Here is a 19,599-nt window from a genome sequence, read left to right on the forward strand (position 1 = left end):
GGCCGCCGGGACGAGGCCCGCCGGGGCGGGGCATGCCCTGCGAGGAGGCGTAGGGGTTGTTGCCCGGTCGGGGGCCGCCGGGACGAGGCCCGCCGGGGCGAGCCGAGCGCGGGGCGGGCTTGGGAGCAGCCTCAGGCTTCTTACCCCGTGGCTTAGGCGCACCGGGCTTGGGCGCACCGGGCTTGGGCGCATCGGCCTTGGGTGCTCGCGCCTTCGGCGTCGGAGCCTCCGTGGTGCCCCGGCCGCTCGCCGGGGCCTTGGGGGCGGCCGCCTTGGGGGCCGACTTCTTGGCGGCGGGCTTTGCCGGTGCCGCCTTGGGTGCCTTCGGGGCGGGCTTCGCGTCCGCCTTCTTCGCCTTTGGTGCCGACGCGAACTTCTCGCGCATCTGCCGCACGACCGGGGGTTCGAGCGAGGACGACGACGACTTGACGAATTCACCCGCTTCCTTCAGGTGACCCATCAGTTCTTTGCTGGTGATTCCGAGCTCTTTCGCGAGCTCGTGGACACGCAACTTTGCCACATTTCTCCATTCCGGAAGCGCCTCCGGTCCGGAGACGCACTACTGATATTGCTGGCAGCTCATCGCTGGGTACTCATCGGGTGCCCATCAGCTTCCAACCCGCTTCCATTTTCTCGGTGTTGATGGCGCTGGCCATCACTGGGTATCGATCAGCTCCTCCACGTCCTCCCACACGTCGTCCGCAACGTTTCCGTTTCGGAAGGCGCGTGCGAGTGCGCGTCTGGTCCGAGCCCGCTGGACGCACCCAGCGTCGGGGTGGATCCAGGCTCCGCGACCGGGAAGAGCCGCCGCCGGGTCAACGCGAATCAACCCGTCCGGTGAGCGCACGATCCGCACCATGTCGGATCTGCGCGCGAGTGCGCCGCATCCGATGCACGTGCGCCACGGCCCACAGGGGGGTGCTGGCGGCACGGGATACGACACAATCCCCTAGCTTAGTCCAGCCCGGGGAATGCTCGTCCGTGATTCTATGAGCGACGTGTCACGTCGTCGGGCGTCGACACGCGCGACGCGATCGCGTCATCACCGGTTTCCGTGTCGGCGTGGATGTCGATGTGGAAGCCCGTCAGGCGCGCGGCCAGTCGAGCATTCTGTCCCTCCTTGCCGATGGCAAGGGAGAGCTGGAAGTCCGGCACGATCGCGGTCGCGGTGCGGTTGTCGACCGAGTGGACGACCACGCGGGTCACGCGCGCCGGCGACAGGGAGTTGGCGACAAAGCGCGCCGGATCGTCGGAGTAGTCGACGATATCGATCTTCTCCCCGCCCAGTTCGGCCATGACCGAGCGCACGCGCGCACCCATCGGCCCGATGCACGCGCCCTTGGCGTTGATGCCGTCGCGCGTGGCAACAACCGCGATCTTGGTGCGATGTCCGGCCTCGCGGGCGATGGCCTTGATCTTGACGAGGCCCTGCTGGATCTCGGGGACCTCGCGCTGGAACAGTCCCGCCACGAGGTTGGGGTGGGTGCGTGAGAGCGTGATGCGGGGCCCGCGCTCGGTGCGTTCAACGCCGACGATGTATGCGCGAATGCGGTCTCCGTGCCGGTAGGTTTCGCCGGCCGTCTTCTCCCCGTCAGGAAGCACGGCCTCGAAGTCGTCGGACACCTGGACCATCGTGGGGCGACCCGGCCGGGGGGCTTGAACGGTGCCGGTGATGACCTGGCCCTCGCGCCCCGCGAAGTCGCCGAAGACACGCTGGTCGTCAGCGTCACGCAGGCGCTGCATGATGACGGATCGAGCCGTCGCCTGAGCGATGCGCCCGAAGTTCTTCGGAGTGTCGTCGAATTCTCCGATGGGGTTGCCGTCCTCGTCCTCATCCATGGCCATGACGGTGACGCGGCCCGTCTTCTTGTCGATCTCGATGCGGGCTTGGGAGATCGCGCCGGGCAGGTTGTGGTACGCCTTGAGGAGCGCCTCTTCGATGGCGTCGACCAGGGTTTCAAGGCTGACACCCTTCTCGTTTTCCACCATCCGCAGAGCGGTCATATCGATTTCCATGATCTCCTACTTCCCCGTTGTGAAGCCGACGCGTGTGCGCGCCTTCCTCCTGTCCTGATAGTCAATGGTAATCGCTTCACCGTCAACATCGCTTGTTCGCCGGTCTCGGCGGCTTCGAGACACGCCCCACGCACTCTGCCCGCGCGTCTCGGTTACCCCCGCCGAGCGCCCCCGTCGCATTCGGCGGGGGCACTCGTTTCCCGGGCGGGCCCGCGCGGTGTGCGGGCTCAGGGCAGGAACGCGTTCGTCCACGCCCCTTTCAGGGATTCAATCGAGCTTCCTTCCTCGAGCCAGCCTCCGCTCTCCATCCACTCCGTGTAGGTGGTGACGAGGTGCTCCTGGATCTGCCCCCAGCGCCCCGCGGGAGTGAACCACGAGTCGCGGATTGACCGCAGCGAGGCCCGCAGGACGCTTGGGTTCACGTGACACATCGGCCAGCTCATCGCCTCGACCGCGGCATCCTCATCGTCCATGGCTTCCCGGTATCCGCGTTCCGTCCCTGCGAGGAAGGCACGCACAAACTCGGGGTTGCGTTCGAGCAGATCCTGGCGCACCGACAGGAAGTAGGAGTGGTGGGGAGCCACGCCCACCGAGTCGAACTCGAGGATCACGACCTCTTCCGGCGGGGTGTTCCCCTGGAAGGGCTCCCATGCTCGCACGTTCATGACGGCGTCGTAGAGGCCCTGCTCGACCGCCCGCACGTCGGGTTCCCAGTTGCCGGGATCCGCGAATCGCACCCGGTCGGCGTCGCCCCCGTCGGCGGCGACGGCCTGGCATACTTCGTGAATCAGGCGGGGCACGGGAGGCACCGCGATCGTGTTGCCTTCGAGGTCGGCGAAGCGGGTGATGCCGGTGTCGGGCGTCGTGATGACAGCGCCGAGCTGACGCTGGTTGAGCGTCGCGACGGCGACAAAGGGCGTGCCGGTGGTCCGCGATTGGAGGACGTGGCCCAGGCGAAGAGAGGCGACGTCGCACTCCCCGCGCGCGAGCACCTCGGGGGCTCCTCCCCTGTCGTATCCGTCCGAGACGAGGTCGACGTCGAGGCCGAGCCGGGCGAATCCCCCGTTCCTGCGGGCCAGGAAGAGTCCCGCGTGGTTGGGCCAGGGGTGGACGTATTCGAGCATGACGCGTGTCAGTGACATGGTGTTCCTTCGTTCGTCGTGCGCCCGTCGGGTGTTGTGAGGGCGTCTTCCACGCGGGCGCACAGGTCGTGGAATCGCTTGAGTCTTCTTGTTTCTGCCCCGCGGGGGCGGGGCAGATCGATGGGGATGGAACGGGTGACGCGACCGGGGCGCTCGCTCATGACGTGGACCTCGTCGGCGAGCTGAACCGCTTCGAGGATGTCGTGCGTGACGATGACTGTGGTCCGGGGGTTTTCGTGAAGGACCCCCGCCAACCAGTCGCACGCGGTCGCCCTGGTGAGCGCGTCGAGCGCACCGAAGGGTTCGTCGAGGAGGATCGCGCGGGCCGGGGTGAGCATCGTTCGCGCGAAGGCGATGCGGGCGCGCATGCCTCCGGAGAGTTCCTCGGGGCGGTGCGAGGCGAAACCGCCCAGACCGAGGTCCTCCAGAGCGGCCTGGGCAGCGTTCCTCGCGTCCTCCTTCGACGTGCCCGCCAGGACCAGGGGGATGGCCACGTTGTCGCGGACGCACAGCCACGGGGCGAGGGAGTCGGACTGCGGCATGAGGGCTCCGCACGAGCGGCCCTTGACCCGCGCCTCGGACGCGGAGTCGGGGGCCTCGAGTCCCGCCACGATCCGGATCAGCGTGCTCTTGCCGCAGCCGGAGGGACCAACGACCGCGGCGATCCTTCCCGCCGACACCGCGAGGGTGGCCCCGCGCAGGGCGCGTATTGCCCCTCGCGAGGAGTCATACGTCTTCGCGATGTTCTCCAGCGCGATCGGTCCGGGAGCCAGGTCCTCGCCTTCCGTCGCCTTCCCTCGCGGCGACGGGAGGCGACGCCGGTAGGTGAGGGCCTCTGCCGCGCCGACAAGCCCGTACAGGAGGAGCGTCATGACGACGAGCGTTCCGGCTCCCGCGAATACGAGGTCTGTGCGAAACGAGGCCTGGGCGCTCAGGAGGAAGACCCCGAGGCCTCGCTTGGCGCCCATGAACTCCGCGGTGGCTGCGCTCGCGAAGGCGTAGGTGGCTGCGATGCGGATGCCCGAGAAGAGGTGGGCGTGTGCCCATGGCAGGCGCGCGTGAATCATGATCCAGGCGCGCGAGGCTCCCGCGACGGCCAGAGGATCGGTGAGTGCTCCCGGGGTGAGGTTGATTCCTCTCAGCAGCGCCAGCGCAACCGGAAAGGCCGTAAACACGGCGACGACAACGATTTTGGAGGTGATGGAGAATCCCATCCAGATCACCATGAGAGGTGCAACGGCGATGAGTGGGATGGTCTGGGAGACCACGAGGATGGGCGCGGCAATGCGTGCGGCGCGAGGCCACAGCGAGGCGGCGAAGGCCAGGAGCATCCCAACCGCGATCCCCGCCGCCATTCCCGCCATCCCCTCGGCGGCCGTGGTCCACGCCGCACACGCCAACGAGGACGAGCGAGCGGCAGCGGAGGCGAGGATCGTGGCCGGGGCGGGCAGCACCCGGTCAGGCAGACGCGCGAGGTCATGCAGCGCCTGCCACGCCGCCACGACCGCCGCCAGTCCGACGGCCGCCCAGGCGGCCCGCGCCGCGTGCGCGCGCATACGGGCCGCGAGGCGCCCGCCCGGTGCGCCCCCTGCGCGGCGCGGGACTGCCCTACTCAAGGAGGCCATTGCTCACCATGTCTGCGGCCGACAGGCCGGGGGAAACGGGGTTTCCGGAAGAGTCCTCGAGGAGGCCCTGCGTCTCCAGGTAATCGATGTAGCTCTGCCATCGATCGAGGTCGGCGTGTCCGACGCTGTCGCTGGCGTCCTTCCAGTAGCGTGACGCGAGCATCTCCTGGCTCTTGGCGGCCAGTTCCCGGTCAATGGAGGCGTCTGGGTTGGCGTCGATGAGCGCGTCGACCGCGCCTGCCGGGTCGGCAACGGCGTCCGCGTAGCCCCTCTGGGTGGCTTGTATGAAGCGCCGCGCCAGGTCTGGGTTCTCGTTGAGGTAGGCGGGGGTTGTTACCAGTCCAAGCTCAGCAGGAGTCGTTTCGACGCCGTAGTCGGCGGGCATGAACCACTTGAGGGGGGTGCCCTCAAGGTCGGCCTCGATGCCCTCCCACGTCGTGAGCCCTTCGGCGAAGTCCGCACTTCCGTTGTAGACGGCCGCGTAGGCGCTCGTGCCCAGCAGAGCGGTCTCCACGTTTCCTTCGCCTCCGTCGTTGCGGATCATCGCCCGCACCTTCGCAACCCCTTCGGAGGCTCCCCACGTGGCGAAGAGTTTGCCGTCGAGGTCGGCCGGCCTCGTGATGTCGGCATTGTCCGCCCGCACGGCGATTCCTTGCGACGATTGCTGTTGGAGGTTGAAGACCATCGTCATGGCGTCCCCGCGAGCCCGGGAGCCAATGACGGAGTAGGCGCCTTCGAAGGCGAAGTCGGCGCCTTTGGACAGGAGGACGGAACCCGATCCCGCCTCGGAGTAGGGCAGGATTTCCACGTCGATTCCGGCTTGGTCGTAGTAGCCGCGGGCCATGGCGAGGTAGATCCCCGAGTGATTGGTGTTGGGCGTCCAGTCCAAGGCCACGCTGACGGTTTGTTTCGCCGAGCCGCCCCGCTCGTCTGTGCTCGCACCTGCGCAGCCGGTCAGGATGGCGCAGGCGGATAGTAGCGCGGCGGATGCCGCGAGTGCGCGTCTCATGTCTGTCCTCTCAGTCGTGGGTGAGCGCGTCGTCGAGCCACGCCAGGTAGTCGCGCCCGCTCGGGCGCGTGAACCACCTGGTGTGCTCGCCGAAGAAGATGTCGAGGCACCAGTCGGCGCCGTGGAGGGAACGGGTTGCCCCGTACTGGTACTCGATCCAGTTCAGTGCCGCTTCGGCTTGGACGAGGGGCATCATGGTGACGAGTCCGCGCCTCTCGTCGGGGCTCAGCGGGCGGATCTCTTCGTAGCCCTCGATGAGTGCCAGCGTGACGTCTGCGCGTACGGCGTCTTCGTCGCCATCGACGATTCGTGTCCATTCGAAGGCATTGCGTTCGATCGCGAGCGCCAGGTCGTAGACGGCCGGGTTTCGGTCCGCCAGGCCGAAGTCGATGACCTGTGAGGGGTTGTTTCCGTCCCAAAAGACGTTGGAAACGTGCAGGTCCCCGTGGGTCCATGCGACCGGCAGCCTGGGTGCTATGTCCGCGTAGGAGGCCGCGAATTGCAGGTGAGGCGCCCACTGGTCTTCGATACGCCGCCCCGAGTGCGCCAGGTATGCCCGAACACCGGGGCGTTCGGCGAGCCATCGGGGCAGGTTGCGCCTGGGATCGGAGGCGAAGAGGTGCATGCTCGATTGATAGGCGCACGCGGGGTTGCGTCTCGCGCGATAGCCGGCCGAGGCGATAGCCAGGCGCGCGGTCATGGCTCCCAGGGCGCGGGCCTCGTCGAGGGTGCGGGGCACCGTCCAGGTGGGGGCGTCGCGGTATCGGTCCTCGCCTTGGGCACCTTCGTATACCTCCCACGTTCCGGCGGGTGTTTCCCAGAGGGTGTCGTGGTCGGCGAAGCGTAGGAGGGCCGGTGTGGGGATCCCCCTGTCACGCACGTGGGCGACCAAGCCGTGGACCGCTCGCAGGTGGTCGGCGGGAAGCGTGCGAGGGCCGTGTCGTTTGATGAAGACGGTGCGAGGGCCGACGTCGACGAGGATTCCCGCAGTGGTGGGGCGATTCGACACCGTCAGTGGGGTGCCGGCCAGGGGTTGTTCGAGGCGTCCGAGGACGTCCGCGATCTCGGAATCGGAGATGACGGGCCAGGCCCTGGTCGTCACATCGAGGTGCGCGTTCTTCTCGTTCACTGCGGCTCTTTCGCGTGCGCGCACGAGCCCTCGTGGAAGAAGTGTCTGCGTCCCTACGCCGGTATGACCCGGATCAGGTGTGTCGGTCGGAGGCTCGCCTCCCTCTCAGCCCCTCGTCTCCGGGGCTCCCGTGCATCGGGTCACACCATACACGAATGTGACGACGCTATCAAACGTCGGCGAGACGGCATCGCGTCGGCCTCATCGCCGACAAGGACGCCGACCGGCGTCTTCTACCCTATTGTCCAGCGCCGAATTCGACGCGAGAACGCGCCTTCCGCATGTCGCTGTAGGCGATGGTGGTGGCGTTGCCGTCAACGTCGATGGTCGCACCGGACTCGTCGGCGTCGACGACGCGTCCGCTGACGTGTCCGCCGGCACGCAGCTTCACGCGAACGAGTCGCCCGACTTGGCGCAGCCAGTGGTCGACCTTGGTGAGTTCGCGCTCGGCGCCGGGCGTGGACACCTCAAGCAGGTATTCGCCGTCGATCGGATCGGCGTCGTCCAGGGCTCGGGACACGGCCCGAGACACGTTCGCCAGGGCATCCGAGTCGACGCCTCCGGCACCGATAGGCGCGTCAACGATGACCCGCAGGAGGGGTGTGTGGTCGGAGCGCGAGCGCGTCACCGATTCCAGCTCCAGGCCAGCCTGCTCAACGATAGGTGCGAGGAGTTCCTCAAGCGAAACGTCTGAGGTGGACGATGCCATAAGCGCCTGTCTTTCTTCTGCCGTACGCGGGTCAGTTACCTATCCTACCCAGGGGTGTGGGATGATGCGGGTGTGCGTTTCGCGAAACAGACTTTGAACACACGCCGCGCGCTGAGCGTTTTCGCCGTTGGCGCGGTGGTTGTGGCGTTGTCCGCTTGCCAGGCTTCCTCCCTGCCCTCGCTGTCGGGTTTCGAGGCCGTGAGGGACCAGGCGGCTCGGACCGAGTCGGCTGCTTCTTCCCGAGCCTCCCAGTTGGCGTCGCTTGCAACCGATTGCGCCTCCTGTTCGTCGGCTCTGCGCGCCGCCGCCGCTTCCTCCGACGAGCGTCTCGAGGCACTGGGCGGGCTGTGGGATCCGTGGGGTGGAGACACCCCCGATGGCGAATCGGCGCCTGCGGCCGTGTCTGAGGCACCCACCGAGGTTTCCGCGTACGTGTCGTGGCTGGCCAGGACCGCAACGAGAGACTTGGAGATCGCTTCCGACCCACATCGGTCGAGTTCTGAGCAGGCGCGTACCCTTGCGGCAGCCGCGCTGGGACGCTACGCGACGGCGGTGACTGTGAGCCGCGCCTACGGGATCGCGCTGGATTCCGGAGCGGACCAGGCACTCCTGATCAATGACCGTACCAACGCGGCCTCCCGACAGGGCGTCCAAACCTGGTCGATCGATCTTTTCGATTCCCCGTCGGTGACTCCCGTCTTTGCCCCGTCGGGGAAGGACCTGTCGTCCTCGGCGGAGCTGTCGGCGGCGGTGGCCACGTGGGATTGCACCGCCTCGACTCTCCCCAAGGCGCAGACGAGCGCGGGCACGCTGAGCGATGCCTACGACGTCTCCGGGGAGCTTCTTGTCCGTGCACAAACGGCTCTGCGCGCCGGGGCAGCGGACGCGCGCACACCGCGTTGCGAGCTCTCAACTCTGGATGCCGCTTCGTTGGCGTCGAACCTCCTGGCCGCCGATGCGGCCATGCTGGCCTCTGAATCGGCGTCCGTGCGTTCCGCTGGGGCGAGCGCCGCGCTGGTGGACATCGAGCAGTGGGCACCGCGAACGCCCCTTCCAGCGCTCATCGGCACACGCTGAGACCGGATCTGCTCCGCGCCCCGCGTGTTAGGCGCTCACAGTCGCGCGGCGATGTCGTCTCCGATCTGGGAGGTTGAGCGCACGAGCGGCGTTCCGGCCGCCGCGGCCTCGGCGCGCGCCGCCATGTCGGCGTCGATCGCCGCGCGCACGCGCTCGGCTTCCTCGGCGTATCCCATGAAGTCGAGCATGAGCGCGACCGAGGAGATGGTCGCGGTCGGATCCGCCTTGCCCTGCCCCGCAATGTCGGGGGCGGAGCCGTGCACGGGCTCGAACATCGAGGGGTACTCGCGCGATGGGTTAAGGTTGGCGGACGCGCTCAGGCCGATCCCACCGGTGACTGCTCCCGCCTCGTCGGTGAGGATGTCGCCGAAGAGGTTGTCGGTGACGATGACGTCGAAGCGGCCCGGGTCGGTGACCATGTAGATGGTGGCGGCGTCGATGTGACAGTAGTCGACGAACACGCCCGGGTACTCGCGCCCCACCTCGTCGACGATGCGGCGCCACATGTGTCCGGCGTTGACCAGCACGTTGTGCTTGTGCACCAGGGTCAGGTGGTTCCTGCGGGACGAGGCAGCCTCGAAGGCGTAGCGCACTACCCTCTCGACGCCGTAGGCGGTGTTGACGCTGACCTCGGTCGCAATCTCGTGGGGGGTACCGACCCTCACGGCGCCGCCGTTGCCGCAGTAGAGTCCCTCGGTGCCCTCGCGAACGACGACGAAGTCGATGTCGCCGGGATTGGCCAGGGGGCTGGGCACCCCCTCGTAGTACTTCGACGGGCGCAGGTTCACGTAGTGGTCGAGCGCGAAGCGCAGCTTGAGGAGCAGCCCTCGCTCGAGGACGCCGGAGGGGACGGAGGGGTCTCCGACCGCTCCCAGGAGGATGGCGTCGTGGCCCTTGATGGCCTGAAGATCGTCGTCCGTGAGTGTGTCGCCGGTGGCATGCCAGCGCCGCGCCCCCAGATCGAAGTGGGTCGTGGAGTAGGCGATGGCGCGGTCGGCCAGAACTCGGTCGAGGACCTTCAGGCCCTCGGGTACGATCTCCTGGCCGATCCCGTCCCCGGGGATTACTGCGATTTTCAGTGTCATGCATCCATCTTCCCCGCTGACGCTTCCCTCGGCCCGCCCGGTCCGACCCGTGGGCTGTTTCATTGGTTACGCCGTTTCAGCGAGGCGGGGTCGCCGGAACATTCGAGCGTTCCGGCGACCCCGCGATCGGTATCGGGTTGATCAGATCCACGCGCCCGAGGGAGCGAAGAGGTACCAGCGCCCGTCAATCGTCTGCCAGCCGGTGACCATGTGGCCGTCGGAGGCGAAGTAGTACCAGGTGCGCCCGATCTGCTGCCAGCCGGTGAGCATGGCGCCGGAGGGGCCGAGGTAGTACCAGGTGGCTCCGAGCTGCTGCCAGCCGGTGAGCATGGCGCCGGAGGAGGACAGGAGGTACCAGCGTCCATCGACCTGCACCCAGCCGGTGTTCATGATGCCTGTCGCTGGATCGATGTAGTACCAGCTTCCGCCGCTCATGAGCCATCCGGTCACGCGGGCGCCGTACGCGTTGTAGTAGCTCCAGGCGCCATCCTGGTTATCCCAGCCTGTGACCATCATGCCGTTGGCGTCGAAGCGGTAGGTGGCCTCGCCGATGGTGAGGGTTCGAGAGGTGGCGAACGTGGAGTCTTCGAGTTGCCACTTCCACCCGTTGCCGGTGTTGACCCAGTGGGCGGGCTCCGTCGTGGGGGCGGGATCCGGCCTCGGCTGCGGCGTGGGGGCTGGTCCCTCACCGGGATCGGTGAGGCCGAGGTAGGAGGCGTCCATCCTCATGAATTCGATGTTCTTGTAGCCGCCGGACTCATACAGCAGGCCCCAGGTTCCGTCGGCGAGGGGGTGCAGCGTCGAGTAGGCCATCTCGCCACTCTCGAAGACCTTGCCGTCACTCCAGGTGAAGCCGTCGTCGTAGGACACGCGCACCGTGCCGTTGGCGCGGGCGCTGGCGGAGTCCGCGTTCGAGAAGAGCAGCACGCGGGCGCGAGCCGAGCCCTCGGGGGCATCCGGGTAGGCGCGCACGATCGACGCGTTGTTGCGCGGATCGGTCAGATCCCAGTTGTGCCGGAAGGGTCCCCAGGTCTGGCCTCCGTCGTAGGAGATCGCCTCTAGGCGCTGCCCTGCGGTGCCCTGCGTGCGCGAGTTGAGAAGGAGACGCCCGTCGGAGAGCTCGACCACCTTGTTCTCGTCGGCGCTGCCCTCGGTGGGCGCGCCCGGCTTCCAGGTGGCTCCGTGGTCGTCGGAGTAGACCGAGACGGCCATGAGCGAGGTGGTACCGGCGTTGGCGACGGCGTACTGCTGGATGAGGCGGCCGGCGTGTGCGCCGTAGCGTAGCTGGATGCCTTCGCCGGAGGAGGCGAAGCGGGTGAACCACTCGCTCTCGTGCCCGGCGGTGACCTGGTCGGTGATGGTGCGCGGGTTCACCCAGGTCTCACCGTTGTCGTGGGATTCGATGACGTGGGCGTGCAGGATGTTGCGTGCGCTCGGGTCGGTTCCGAGCTGGGACTTGAAGAGGCCCGCGTCGTAGGACTTGACGGAGAAGAGGAAGATCGTTCCGCTCGTGCGGTCGACAACAAAGGAGGGATCGGAGTATCCGACCTTGTCCGCACCGGGGGTACCGGCGATTGCGGTCCTCACGGGGGTCCAGGACTTGCCGCCATCCTTCGAGATGCGGTAGATGATCGAGTTTGCCTGGGGGGCGTCCTGGCAGTTGTCGGGGCGCCCATCCCATGCGGCCAGGATCCAGCCGTTGGTGGCGGTGGTCAGCGCGGGAATTCGGTGGCAGGTGAAACCGGCGAGGCCGGGGGAAGCGAGGCGGACCTTGTCGCCAATCGCGTAGTCCTGCGGGGTCTCCAGCGGGTCCGGGGCCGGGGGACGCTCACCCTGGGCGACGGTCACCGGGTCGACGTTGGCGGTGATGTCGCCCGCGATAACGTTCGTTCCCTCGCGGTCCCGCGTCGCGGCCCAGGTGGAGGTGGGGGTGAAGTGTCCGGCCGCAACATCGTCGGCGGTCACGGTGTGTGTGGCGGTCGTGCACTGCTTGGTGGCGTGCGCGGGCAGGTTGTGCCAGCGGCAGTTGGGGGCACCGGTGGTCAGCACACCGGACAGATTCGAGGCGACCGGGAAGACGGTGAGCGCACTGTCCGTGTTGTTCGTGTACGTGAAAGTGACGGTGATGACGTCACCGTCGTAGACCGTCTCACCATTGGAGTCGGTTCGCGAGGCGGTGACGGTGATCGGGGTCGAGTCTGCATCGGTCGCTAAGGTAGATGCGCCGTTCGTGGTCGCAGTGTCACTGTCTGGCGTAGCCAGCGCTGGGGCGGCCAGGGACGCGCACAGGAGTGCAGCGCCCGAGGCAGCGGCGAGGGCTCGCCCAAAGTGGCGGAGGGTCATCGTTGCTCCTTCCGGGACGGGTTGTCAACATGCGGCTGGCACATCGGGGCTGGCCGGCCACAAGATTCATCATACAAATTTAGATGCTCGCTAACCAGTTGTATGAGAAACATCGTCGCAGCAGCGATCCATAATTGCTTGCAAACCCGCTGGATATTCCCGTCCATTCCCCTCGCCACTCGACCAATCCGCACAGAAACTAACCACTCCCCTATCCCCGGCGTGCCGCAGGCCTCTGCGCCTGTCCAACTCCACCCCTGAACGCCTCGCACGGCGCCGCCGCGCCGCGCTGGCTCCCCTGCGGCGGCTGCGATGTCCCAACGACGAGGGGCGAGTCTGTCCAACCGCGGGCAGTACTCGAACCGAACAGAAGCGACCCCGGCCTCGTTCCGAGAGCGGAACGAGGCCGGGGCGCTATCGCGCGAGGAAGAGCGAAGGAATCAGCGCGCGGCGCTGCCCTCGGTGTAGTCCTCGTCGGAATCGGTCCAGCCGAAGGCCTTGCGCAGCTTCTGGCCGGTCTTCTCGATCGGGTGGGCCTCTTCCTCGGCCCGCAGCGCCTTGAACTCCAGCGCTCCGTTATCCTGGTCGGCGATGAACCTGCGGGCGAAGGTGCCGTCCTGAATGTCTGCCAGGACAGCCTTCATAGCCTCCTTGGAGGACTCGTTGATGACGCGCGGACCCGAGACGTAGTCGCCGTACTCAGCGGTGTCGGAGCACGACCAACGCTGCTTGGTGATGCCACCCTCGTTGATGAGGTCGACAATCTGCTTCATCTCGTGGCAGACCTCGAAGTAGGCGATCTCGGGCTGGTAGCCGGCCTCGACCAGGGTCTCGAAACCCGCCTGGATCAGGTGGGAGACGCCGCCACAAAGGACAGCCTGCTCGCCGAACAGATCGGTCTCAGTCTCCTCGGTGAAGGTCGTCTTGATGACGCCCGCGCGGGTGCCGCCGATGCCCTTCGCGTAGGACAGGGCCAGCTCCCAGGCCTTGCCGGAGGCGTCCACCTCGACGGCGACGACGTCCGGGGTGCCCTTGCCCTGCACGTAGGTCTCACGGACCTTGTGGCCGGGGCCCTTGGGGGCGACCATGATGACGTCGTGACCGGCGGGAACCTCGATGTAGCCGTAGCGAATGTTGAAGCCGTGCGCGAACAGCAGGGCCGCACCCTCCTTGAGGTTGGGGGCAATCTGCTCGGCGTACACGTAGCGCTGCACCTGGTCGGGAAGCAGGACCGAAACGACATCGCCCTCGGCCACGGCCTCGGGAACGTCCTTGACCGTCAGTCCGGCCGCCTCGGCCTTCGCCCACGAGGAGGACCCGGGGCGCAGGCCGACGACCACGTCAACTCCGGAATCCTTCAGGTTGAGCGCGTGCGCATGACCCTGCGAGCCGTAACCGATAACGGCAACCTTCTTGGACTGGATCAGCGACAGGTCTGCGCCGTCGTCATAGATGATCTCTGCCATTGTCATTTCTCCTTCAGTTGATCCGTGATCGAGCGCGACCCGCGGCCTATCGCCACGGCGCCCGATTGGACGAGTTCGGTGACGCCGTAGGGCTCAAGTGCCCGCAGCAGCGCCTCCAGCTTGGATAGCGAGCCGACCGATTCGATAACGACCGACTCCGGTTGGACGTCGACGACGTGCGCACGGAAGAGATCCACGATCTGCAGGACCGAGGTGCGACGTGTTTCGTCTGCCTGGACCTTCATGAGGAGCAGGCGTCGTTCGACGGATTCTTCAGGTTCAAGCTCAACGACCTTGAGGACGTTGATGAGCTTGTTGAGCTGCTTGACCACCTGCTCGATGGGCGCGGAGTCGGCGTCTACGATGATGGTCATGCGGGAGACCTCTGGGTGTTCGGTCTCCCCCACTGCCAGCGACTTGATATTAAACGCGCGGCGGGCAAAGAGCGCGGCGACGCGGGTGAGCACGCCGGGCTTGTTTTCGACCAGCACGGCCAGAGTGTGTCGATTCGTCATCAGTCTTCCACCTCCCAGTCGGGCGCCATTCCCTTGGCGTAGCGGATCTCGTCGTTGGACACACCGGCGGCGACCATCGGCCACACCATCGAGTCCTTCGACACTCTGAAGTCGATGAGGACGGGCCGGTCGTTGATGGACATGGCCCATTCGATGGCGGCATCCACCTCGTCGATTGAGCGCACGGTGCGCGCAGCCATCCCGTAGGCCTGGGCAAGCATCTCGAAGTTGGGGATCTGTTCGCCCTCGCTCGGATTCAGCGTCGTGTTGGAGTAGCGCTTGCCGTAGAACAGGGACTGCCACTGGCGCACCATGCCCAGCACCGAGTTGTTGATGAGCGCGACCTTGATCGGGATGCTGTTGACCGTGCAGGTCGCGAGCTCCTGGTTGGTCATCTGGAAGGACCCGTCGCCGTCGATTGCCCACACGACCTTGTCCGGAGCCCCCACCTGCGCTCCCATGGCCGCGGGAATGCAGTAGCCCATCGTGCCCGAGCCACACGATGAGATGAAACTGCGCGGCCTGTCCAGCGTGACGAACTGAGAGGCCCACATCTGGTGCTGGCCAACGCCCGTCACGTAAACCGCATCGGGGCCGACGGCGTCGGAGAGCTTCTTGAGGACCTCCTGAGGAGCCATCATCCCATCGCTCGGCTGGGTCCACCCGATCGGATACTTGGTCCGCAGGCGGTCGAGGTAGCGCCACCATCCGGAGATGTCGGCCTTGCCCTCGGACTGCGCCTGGGCGATATGCTCGGAAAGGATCGGAAGCGCGGTCGCCAGATCGGCAACGATCGGAATGTCGGCGTGCCGGTTCTTCGAGATCTCTGCCGCGTCAATATCGATGTGGATGACCCTCGCGCGCGGCGCGAACGAGTCGAGGCGGCCGGTGACTCGGTCGTCGAAGCGTGCGCCGAGGGCAACGATGAGGTCGGCGCGTTGGAGCGCACCGACCGCGGCGACCGTGCCGTGCATGCCGGGCATGCCCAGGTTGTGGCGATCGGAGTCGGGGAACGCTCCGCGCGCGGTCAGCGTGGTGACCACGGGCGCGTTCGTCAGCTCAACGAGGCACGCCAGCGAGTCGGTCGCTCCCGAGCGCACGGTTCCTCCGCCCACGTACAGCACCGGCGCCTGCGCGTCGGCGATGGCGCGTGCCGCGGCGCGCACCTGCTTCATGTTCGGCTTGTCTGCGACGCGGTAGCCGGGAAGATCGATGACCGGGGGCCACGAGAAGTCCATCTCGGTCACCTGCGCTGACTTGGTGATGTCCACGAGGACGGGGCCGGGTCGGCCGGTTCCCGCCAGGTGGAAGGCCTCGGCGAGGCGCGCCGGGATCTCGGCGGGATCGGTGACGAGGAAGGAGTGCTTCGTGACGGGCATGGATGCGCCGACGACGTCGGCTTCCTGGAAGGCGTCCGTGCCGATCAGGGATGCGCCCACCTGTCCGGAGATCACGACGATCGGCACGGAGTCCATGCACGCGTCCCCGAGGGCCGTGAGCACATTCGTAGCCCCGGGGCCGGAGGTGACCAGGGCGCAGCCGGTCTTTCCGGTGGCCAGCGCGTATCCTTCGGCTGCGTGGCCAGCGCCCTGCTCGTGGCGCACCAGGATATGGCGGATGGTCGTCGATGCCATCAGGGGGTCGTACGTCGGCAGAATCGCGCCGCCCGGCATTCCGAACACATCGGTCACTCCGAGCGCTTCGAGGCTCGCAACGATGGCCTCGGCTCCGGTCATGCGGGTGGTGGTGCAGGTCTCGCTCACCATTCGTCCTCTCAATTGTTGGGACCGTCTCAAAGAAAAAGCCCCGTCAACTCCGAGCGTCATCTCGGATGCGGGGAGCAGGCGTGCGACCCATCCTCTCGTTACGCGGCAGGCATCGCACGCCCGGGTACGATAACCAGGGCAACAATTCCAATCCCGCGAACGCTCAGCATGGCTTTACCGTATCGTTCCTGGGCGGGCCGCTCGCGATCATCTCATTGTTCGGACCGTTCCTCCTAGCAGGCGATCTAGGACCATCTGCTGGCACGAGGGGGACGCGCAGCTGGTTTAATGGACCCATTCCTAGTATCACAATTCACACAACGGAGTTTTCATCGTGCAACAGGTCTTCGAGATCTTGAGCCAACAGCCCGTGCTGTTCCTCTTCCTGTTGATCGGGATCGGAATGGCTTTCGGGCACCTGAAGATCAAGGGCATCAGCCTCGGCGCCGCCGCGGTCTTGTTCTTCGCCATCGTCACGGCCGCCTGGGCTCAGTCCTACGGAATCGAACTGAGGGTCACACCGCAACTGGGCACCCTCGGCCTGACTCTCTTCACGTTTGCCATCGGCATCAACTCGGGTGCTTCCTTCTTCCACAATTTCAAGACCGCCATCGGTCCGATCCTCACGATGGTGGCGTTCTACGGCATAGCCGCCACCGCGGGTCTGTACATCGGCAAGGCGATGGGGATGGACGTTCCACTGATCGCCGGCACGTTCGCCGGCGCGGTGACGAACACCCCCGCGCTGGCGGCGGCGGGCGAGGCCAGCGGAGACCCCGCGCGTGCCACCGTCGGCTACTCGATTGCTTACCTCTTCGGTGTCATTGGAATGCTGGTCGCGTCGATGGCTGCCCTGCACTACGGGCGCAACGACAAGGACACGCCGTCTCCTCTGGCCAATCGGACGATCAGGGTCGAGCGCGACGATCATCCTTTCGTGGGCGACATCTACGAAAAGCTCGGCGAGAAGGTGTCCTTCTCGCGCCTGCGTCGAGGCGAAAGCGGCCCCATCACACGACCGGCGATGTCCGACACGCTTGACCCCGGAGACCTGGTGACGGTGGTGGGGCCGCGCGAGCTCGTTGCCCGCGCAGCCACCGAGCTGGGGCACGCATCCTCTCACTCGCTCATGCAGGACCGCTCCTACCTCGACTTCCGGCGCGTGACGATCTCCAATCCGAAGATCGCGGGGCGAACGGTCGCATCGCTTGCCCTCGCCAAGGATTATTCGGCGACAATTTCGCGCGTGCGCCGCGGCGACGTCGACATGGTCGCCGAACCGGGTCTGGTCCTGCAGCAGGGTGACCGTGTCCGCGTCGTCGCTCCAACATCGAAGATGAAGGAGATCACCAAGTTCTTCGGCGACTCGACTCGAGGCCTCACTGACCTGAACCCCATCGCGTTGGGCCTGGGAATGGCCATCGGCATCGCCATCGGTGAGCTGCCGATCCTCACCCCGTCGGGCGAGTACTTCTCCATCGGCTCGGCCGCCGGCACCCTCATCGTTGGCCTCATCTTTGGACGAATCGGGCGCATCGGTCCCATCGCGACGGCGCTGCCGTTCACGACCTGCCAGGTGCTCGCCGAGGTTGGGCTCCTGATCTTCCTCGCGCAGGCTGGCGCCAAGGCGGGTGGCCAGATCCTTGAGGCATTCACGTCCGGCGACTGGATCCGTATCTTTGCATTGGGCGCGATCATGACGCTGATCATGGCGATCGGCCTGTACGCCACCATGCGGTGGGTGTTCAAGATGGGCGGCACGAAGCTCGCAGGCCTTCTGGGCGGCGCCCAAACACAGCCCGCCGTGCTGGCATTCGCCAATGGCCGCACCAACGCCGATCCCCGCGTGGCGCTCGGGTACGCCCTCGTATACCCGGTCGCTATGGTCGGAAAGATTGTCGTCGCTCAGATCCTCGGCGGCATGTGACACAGGCTACGGCGGCGGAGGTCTTCGCACCACCCACAGGCTCCGCCGCCATGCCAGCGGGCGGGGACCCCACTCCTCCCCCGCCCGCGCGAATGGGGTCGGCCCTCCGGGTCGGCCCCATTCGTTTGTCCCCACTCACTCCCGACTCTCTCCCACGCGTTTGAGGCCGCGACCGGTCTCCCGGCCACGGCCTCAAACGCGTCACTGGTTCCTAGCGCACGAGCAGCGCCCGGAGTACTTTGGCGACGATGACGCCCCCGAAGATAATCGCGATGTTGCGACCGACTGCGCGGATCTCCTCGCGATTGATCTCGTACTCGGCGCTCACGCGCGGCGGCAGCACCGCCATCTCTATCTCGACTCTCATGCGTTCTCCTCCTCGTATTCCCATAGGTTGGGGACTCGGTCCTGCTTTTCAACGAGCCAGTTCTTATCGGTGAGCATGCGCGAGAGTGCCAGGCCCATTCCGATGGCGACGATCGTAAACATGACCGTCACGAGCGCAGCGATCGCGTCGTCAATCTGCGCGTTGTTGAGGTAAGTGAGTGCCCGATACAGCGGCACTCCGGGGATCATGATGACAACGGCGGGAACGGAAAGGGTCACGCGGGAGAACCGCGTCTTGCGCGCGACGAAAACCGCGAGCAGCCCCGCGGCGAGCGCCGCCAGTCCGACAGCCGCGGGAACGGGAACGTGCAGCTCGAGGGCGAGGCCGATGCGTGCGGTGTTGATGACGGCGCCAATCATTGCGGCCGCGAAGCACACCCGGTGTGGCGAGTTGAAGAGCATCGCGAAACCGTACGCCGCGACGAAGCTCGTCGCAAACCTCAGAATATAGTGGAGCCAGGGCACCAGGGCCACGCCGTACTCAGGGGTGACCGACCAACCAAAGATCGCAGAGATCGCCCATACGGCGACTCCCGCGGACATGACGAGCATGACGACATAGACGAGCCGACCGACTCCGCCCTGGAAGTCCTGCCGCACGAGATCGATGAGCCCCGTGACGAGAGGAAAGCCGGGAACGAGGAACAGCAGCGCGGAGATAAAGCCGGCCTGGTGGGTGCTCTCCAGGCCCAGGAAGTGCTGGGCGGGTGCAACGAGCAGGATGTAGATCATCGCCGCGAGGGCGCCGCAGGCCATCCACACACCGAAGTGATTCATGTGTCGCACGAGCATCTGACGGCGCAGCGCCTGGCCGAAGAAGGAAGCGACCGCCACGGCGGAGCACTCAACCCATCCGCCGCCGTTGAGAAACGCGAAGGCCGCACAGGCGAGGCCCGAAGCGAGCGCGTTGGAAAACCAGTCGTACAGTCCAGGCACGCGCGCAATCTTGTCGAGCTCTTCCGAGACGTCCTCGACCCGCACGGACTTGCCCCTCAAGGAGGCAACGTAGTTGTTGATGCGGTCGATCTTGTCCGCGTTCACGCCCATGAGTCGCTGCTCGGCCAGCTCCGTGCGGAACGTCCCGTTGGCGTACGCGGTGGCCACAATCTCCGTGTACGTCACCTGGGCGCGGTGCTCGGAGATTCCGACGGCCCTGGCGACGTCCGCCATCGACTTCTTCACACGGTAGGCGCTGGCTCCAAAAGACAGGAGCATCTGTCCGAGGCGAAGAACAACCTGCGACTGATGGGCAAGGCGATCGTGGGCCGCCATGCGGTGGGCAAGGACCTCGTTGCTGCCATCGTGACGTTGATGGGGCCCTCGCGGGAGTACAGAATTGACCATGCCTATAGCATCCCACGTGCCACGCGAAAAGTGGGCGACGTTGGTCCCCGCGTGTGTTG

17 protein-coding genes and 1 riboswitch are annotated in these 19,599 nt (G+C 66.4%); of the genes, 2 read left to right on the forward strand and 15 right to left on the reverse strand.

Translation table 11 applies throughout. From position 1 onward, the window contains the following. The 8 genes from HMPREF9006_RS01815 to rimP all read right to left on the reverse strand — a co-directional run. Nucleotides 1-511: translation initiation factor IF-2 N-terminal domain-containing protein (locus HMPREF9006_RS01815; protein ID WP_442852144.1), on the reverse strand; the 511-nt coding region annotated here is incomplete at its 3' end. Between the two features lie 144 nt (nt 512-655). Next, nucleotides 656-943, reverse strand: a complete 288-nt coding sequence (locus tag HMPREF9006_RS01820) for a YlxR family protein (protein WP_332248064.1) — start codon at nt 941-943, stop codon at nt 656-658. A 44-nt stretch (nt 944-987) separates the two neighbouring features. Next, nucleotides 988-2,016, reverse strand: a complete 1,029-nt coding sequence (gene nusA, locus HMPREF9006_RS01825) for a transcription termination factor NusA (protein ID WP_009211827.1) — start codon at nt 2,014-2,016, stop codon at nt 988-990. A gap of 227 nt (nt 2,017-2,243) precedes the next feature. Continuing rightward, nucleotides 2,244-3,158, reverse strand: a complete 915-nt coding sequence (locus HMPREF9006_RS01830) for an ABC transporter substrate-binding protein (protein ID WP_009211828.1) — start codon at nt 3,156-3,158, stop codon at nt 2,244-2,246. After that, nucleotides 3,149-4,783, reverse strand: a complete 1,635-nt coding sequence (locus HMPREF9006_RS01835; RefSeq protein ID WP_232209806.1) for an ATP-binding cassette domain-containing protein — start codon at nt 4,781-4,783, stop codon at nt 3,149-3,151. The genes HMPREF9006_RS01830 and HMPREF9006_RS01835 overlap by 10 nt, the downstream gene beginning before the upstream one ends. After that, nucleotides 4,767-5,792, reverse strand: a complete 1,026-nt coding sequence (locus HMPREF9006_RS01840; RefSeq protein ID WP_009211830.1) for an ABC transporter substrate-binding protein — start codon at nt 5,790-5,792, stop codon at nt 4,767-4,769. The genes HMPREF9006_RS01835 and HMPREF9006_RS01840 overlap by 17 nt, the downstream gene beginning before the upstream one ends. 10 nt (nt 5,793-5,802) lie before the next feature. Further along, the gene (locus tag HMPREF9006_RS01845; RefSeq protein ID WP_009211831.1) at nt 5,803-6,921 is read right to left on the reverse strand and encodes a phosphotransferase enzyme family protein; all 1,119 of its coding nucleotides are present in this window, start codon (nt 6,919-6,921) and stop codon (nt 5,803-5,805) included. A gap of 33 nt (nt 6,922-6,954) precedes the next feature. Continuing rightward, a riboswitch (TPP riboswitch) is annotated at nt 6,955-7,062 on the reverse strand. A gap of 97 nt (nt 7,063-7,159) precedes the next feature. Continuing rightward, nucleotides 7,160-7,630: a ribosome maturation factor RimP gene (rimP, locus tag HMPREF9006_RS01850; protein WP_009211832.1), complete on the reverse strand. Its 471-nt coding sequence runs from the start codon at nt 7,628-7,630 to the stop codon at nt 7,160-7,162. A gap of 54 nt (nt 7,631-7,684) precedes the next feature. Between rimP and HMPREF9006_RS01855 the strand changes: the two genes are divergently transcribed. Further along, nucleotides 7,685-8,707 (forward strand): hypothetical protein, encoded by a 1,023-nt coding sequence (locus HMPREF9006_RS01855; protein WP_009211833.1) that lies wholly within the window; start codon nt 7,685-7,687, stop codon nt 8,705-8,707. 35 nt (nt 8,708-8,742) lie between these two features. Here the strand turns inward: HMPREF9006_RS01855 and HMPREF9006_RS01860 are convergent, their stop codons facing one another. The 5 genes from HMPREF9006_RS01860 to HMPREF9006_RS01880 form a co-directional block, all read right to left on the reverse strand. Then, nucleotides 8,743-9,792 (reverse strand): 3-isopropylmalate dehydrogenase, encoded by a 1,050-nt coding sequence (locus HMPREF9006_RS01860; protein WP_009211834.1) that lies wholly within the window; start codon nt 9,790-9,792, stop codon nt 8,743-8,745. A 141-nt stretch (nt 9,793-9,933) separates the two neighbouring features. Beyond that, on the reverse strand, nt 9,934-12,135 hold the full coding sequence (locus tag HMPREF9006_RS01865) for an exo-alpha-sialidase (protein ID WP_009211835.1): 2,202 nt from the start codon (nt 12,133-12,135) through the stop codon (nt 9,934-9,936). A gap of 440 nt (nt 12,136-12,575) precedes the next feature. After that, complete coding sequence (gene ilvC, locus HMPREF9006_RS01870; RefSeq protein ID WP_034230848.1) at nt 12,576-13,601, reverse strand: ketol-acid reductoisomerase; 1,026 nt, start codon at nt 13,599-13,601, stop codon at nt 12,576-12,578. Between the two features lie 2 nt (nt 13,602-13,603). Further along, nucleotides 13,604-14,116, reverse strand: a complete 513-nt coding sequence (gene ilvN, locus HMPREF9006_RS01875; protein ID WP_009211837.1) for an acetolactate synthase small subunit — start codon at nt 14,114-14,116, stop codon at nt 13,604-13,606. Beyond that, complete coding sequence (locus tag HMPREF9006_RS01880; RefSeq protein WP_009211838.1) at nt 14,116-15,882, reverse strand: acetolactate synthase large subunit; 1,767 nt, start codon at nt 15,880-15,882, stop codon at nt 14,116-14,118. The genes ilvN and HMPREF9006_RS01880 overlap by 1 nt, the downstream gene beginning before the upstream one ends. Before the next feature lie 334 nt (nt 15,883-16,216). On the opposite strand from HMPREF9006_RS01880, the gene HMPREF9006_RS01885 reads away from it, so the two are divergent. After that, nucleotides 16,217-17,809 carry an aspartate:alanine exchanger family transporter gene (locus HMPREF9006_RS01885; RefSeq protein ID WP_009211840.1) on the forward strand — a complete coding sequence of 531 codons (1,593 nt, stop codon included), beginning with the start codon at nt 16,217-16,219 and terminating at the stop codon, nt 17,807-17,809. Between the two features lie 211 nt (nt 17,810-18,020). On the opposite strand, the gene HMPREF9006_RS10690 is transcribed toward HMPREF9006_RS01885, so the two are convergent. Together HMPREF9006_RS10690 and HMPREF9006_RS01890 are read right to left on the reverse strand one after the other, a co-directional pair. Next, on the reverse strand, nt 18,021-18,176 hold the full coding sequence (locus HMPREF9006_RS10690; RefSeq protein ID WP_009211841.1) for a hypothetical protein: 156 nt from the start codon (nt 18,174-18,176) through the stop codon (nt 18,021-18,023). Continuing rightward, entirely contained in the window at nt 18,173-19,468 is a 1,296-nt protein-coding gene (locus tag HMPREF9006_RS01890) for a threonine/serine ThrE exporter family protein (RefSeq protein ID WP_009211842.1), read from the reverse strand. The genes HMPREF9006_RS10690 and HMPREF9006_RS01890 overlap by 4 nt, the downstream gene beginning before the upstream one ends. Nucleotides 19,469-19,599: the final 131 nt, after the last annotated feature.

Source organism: Actinomyces sp. oral taxon 180 str. F0310 (assembly GCF_000185285.1).
In the GTDB taxonomy this organism is placed as follows: Bacteria; Actinomycetota; Actinomycetes; order Actinomycetales; family Actinomycetaceae; genus Pauljensenia.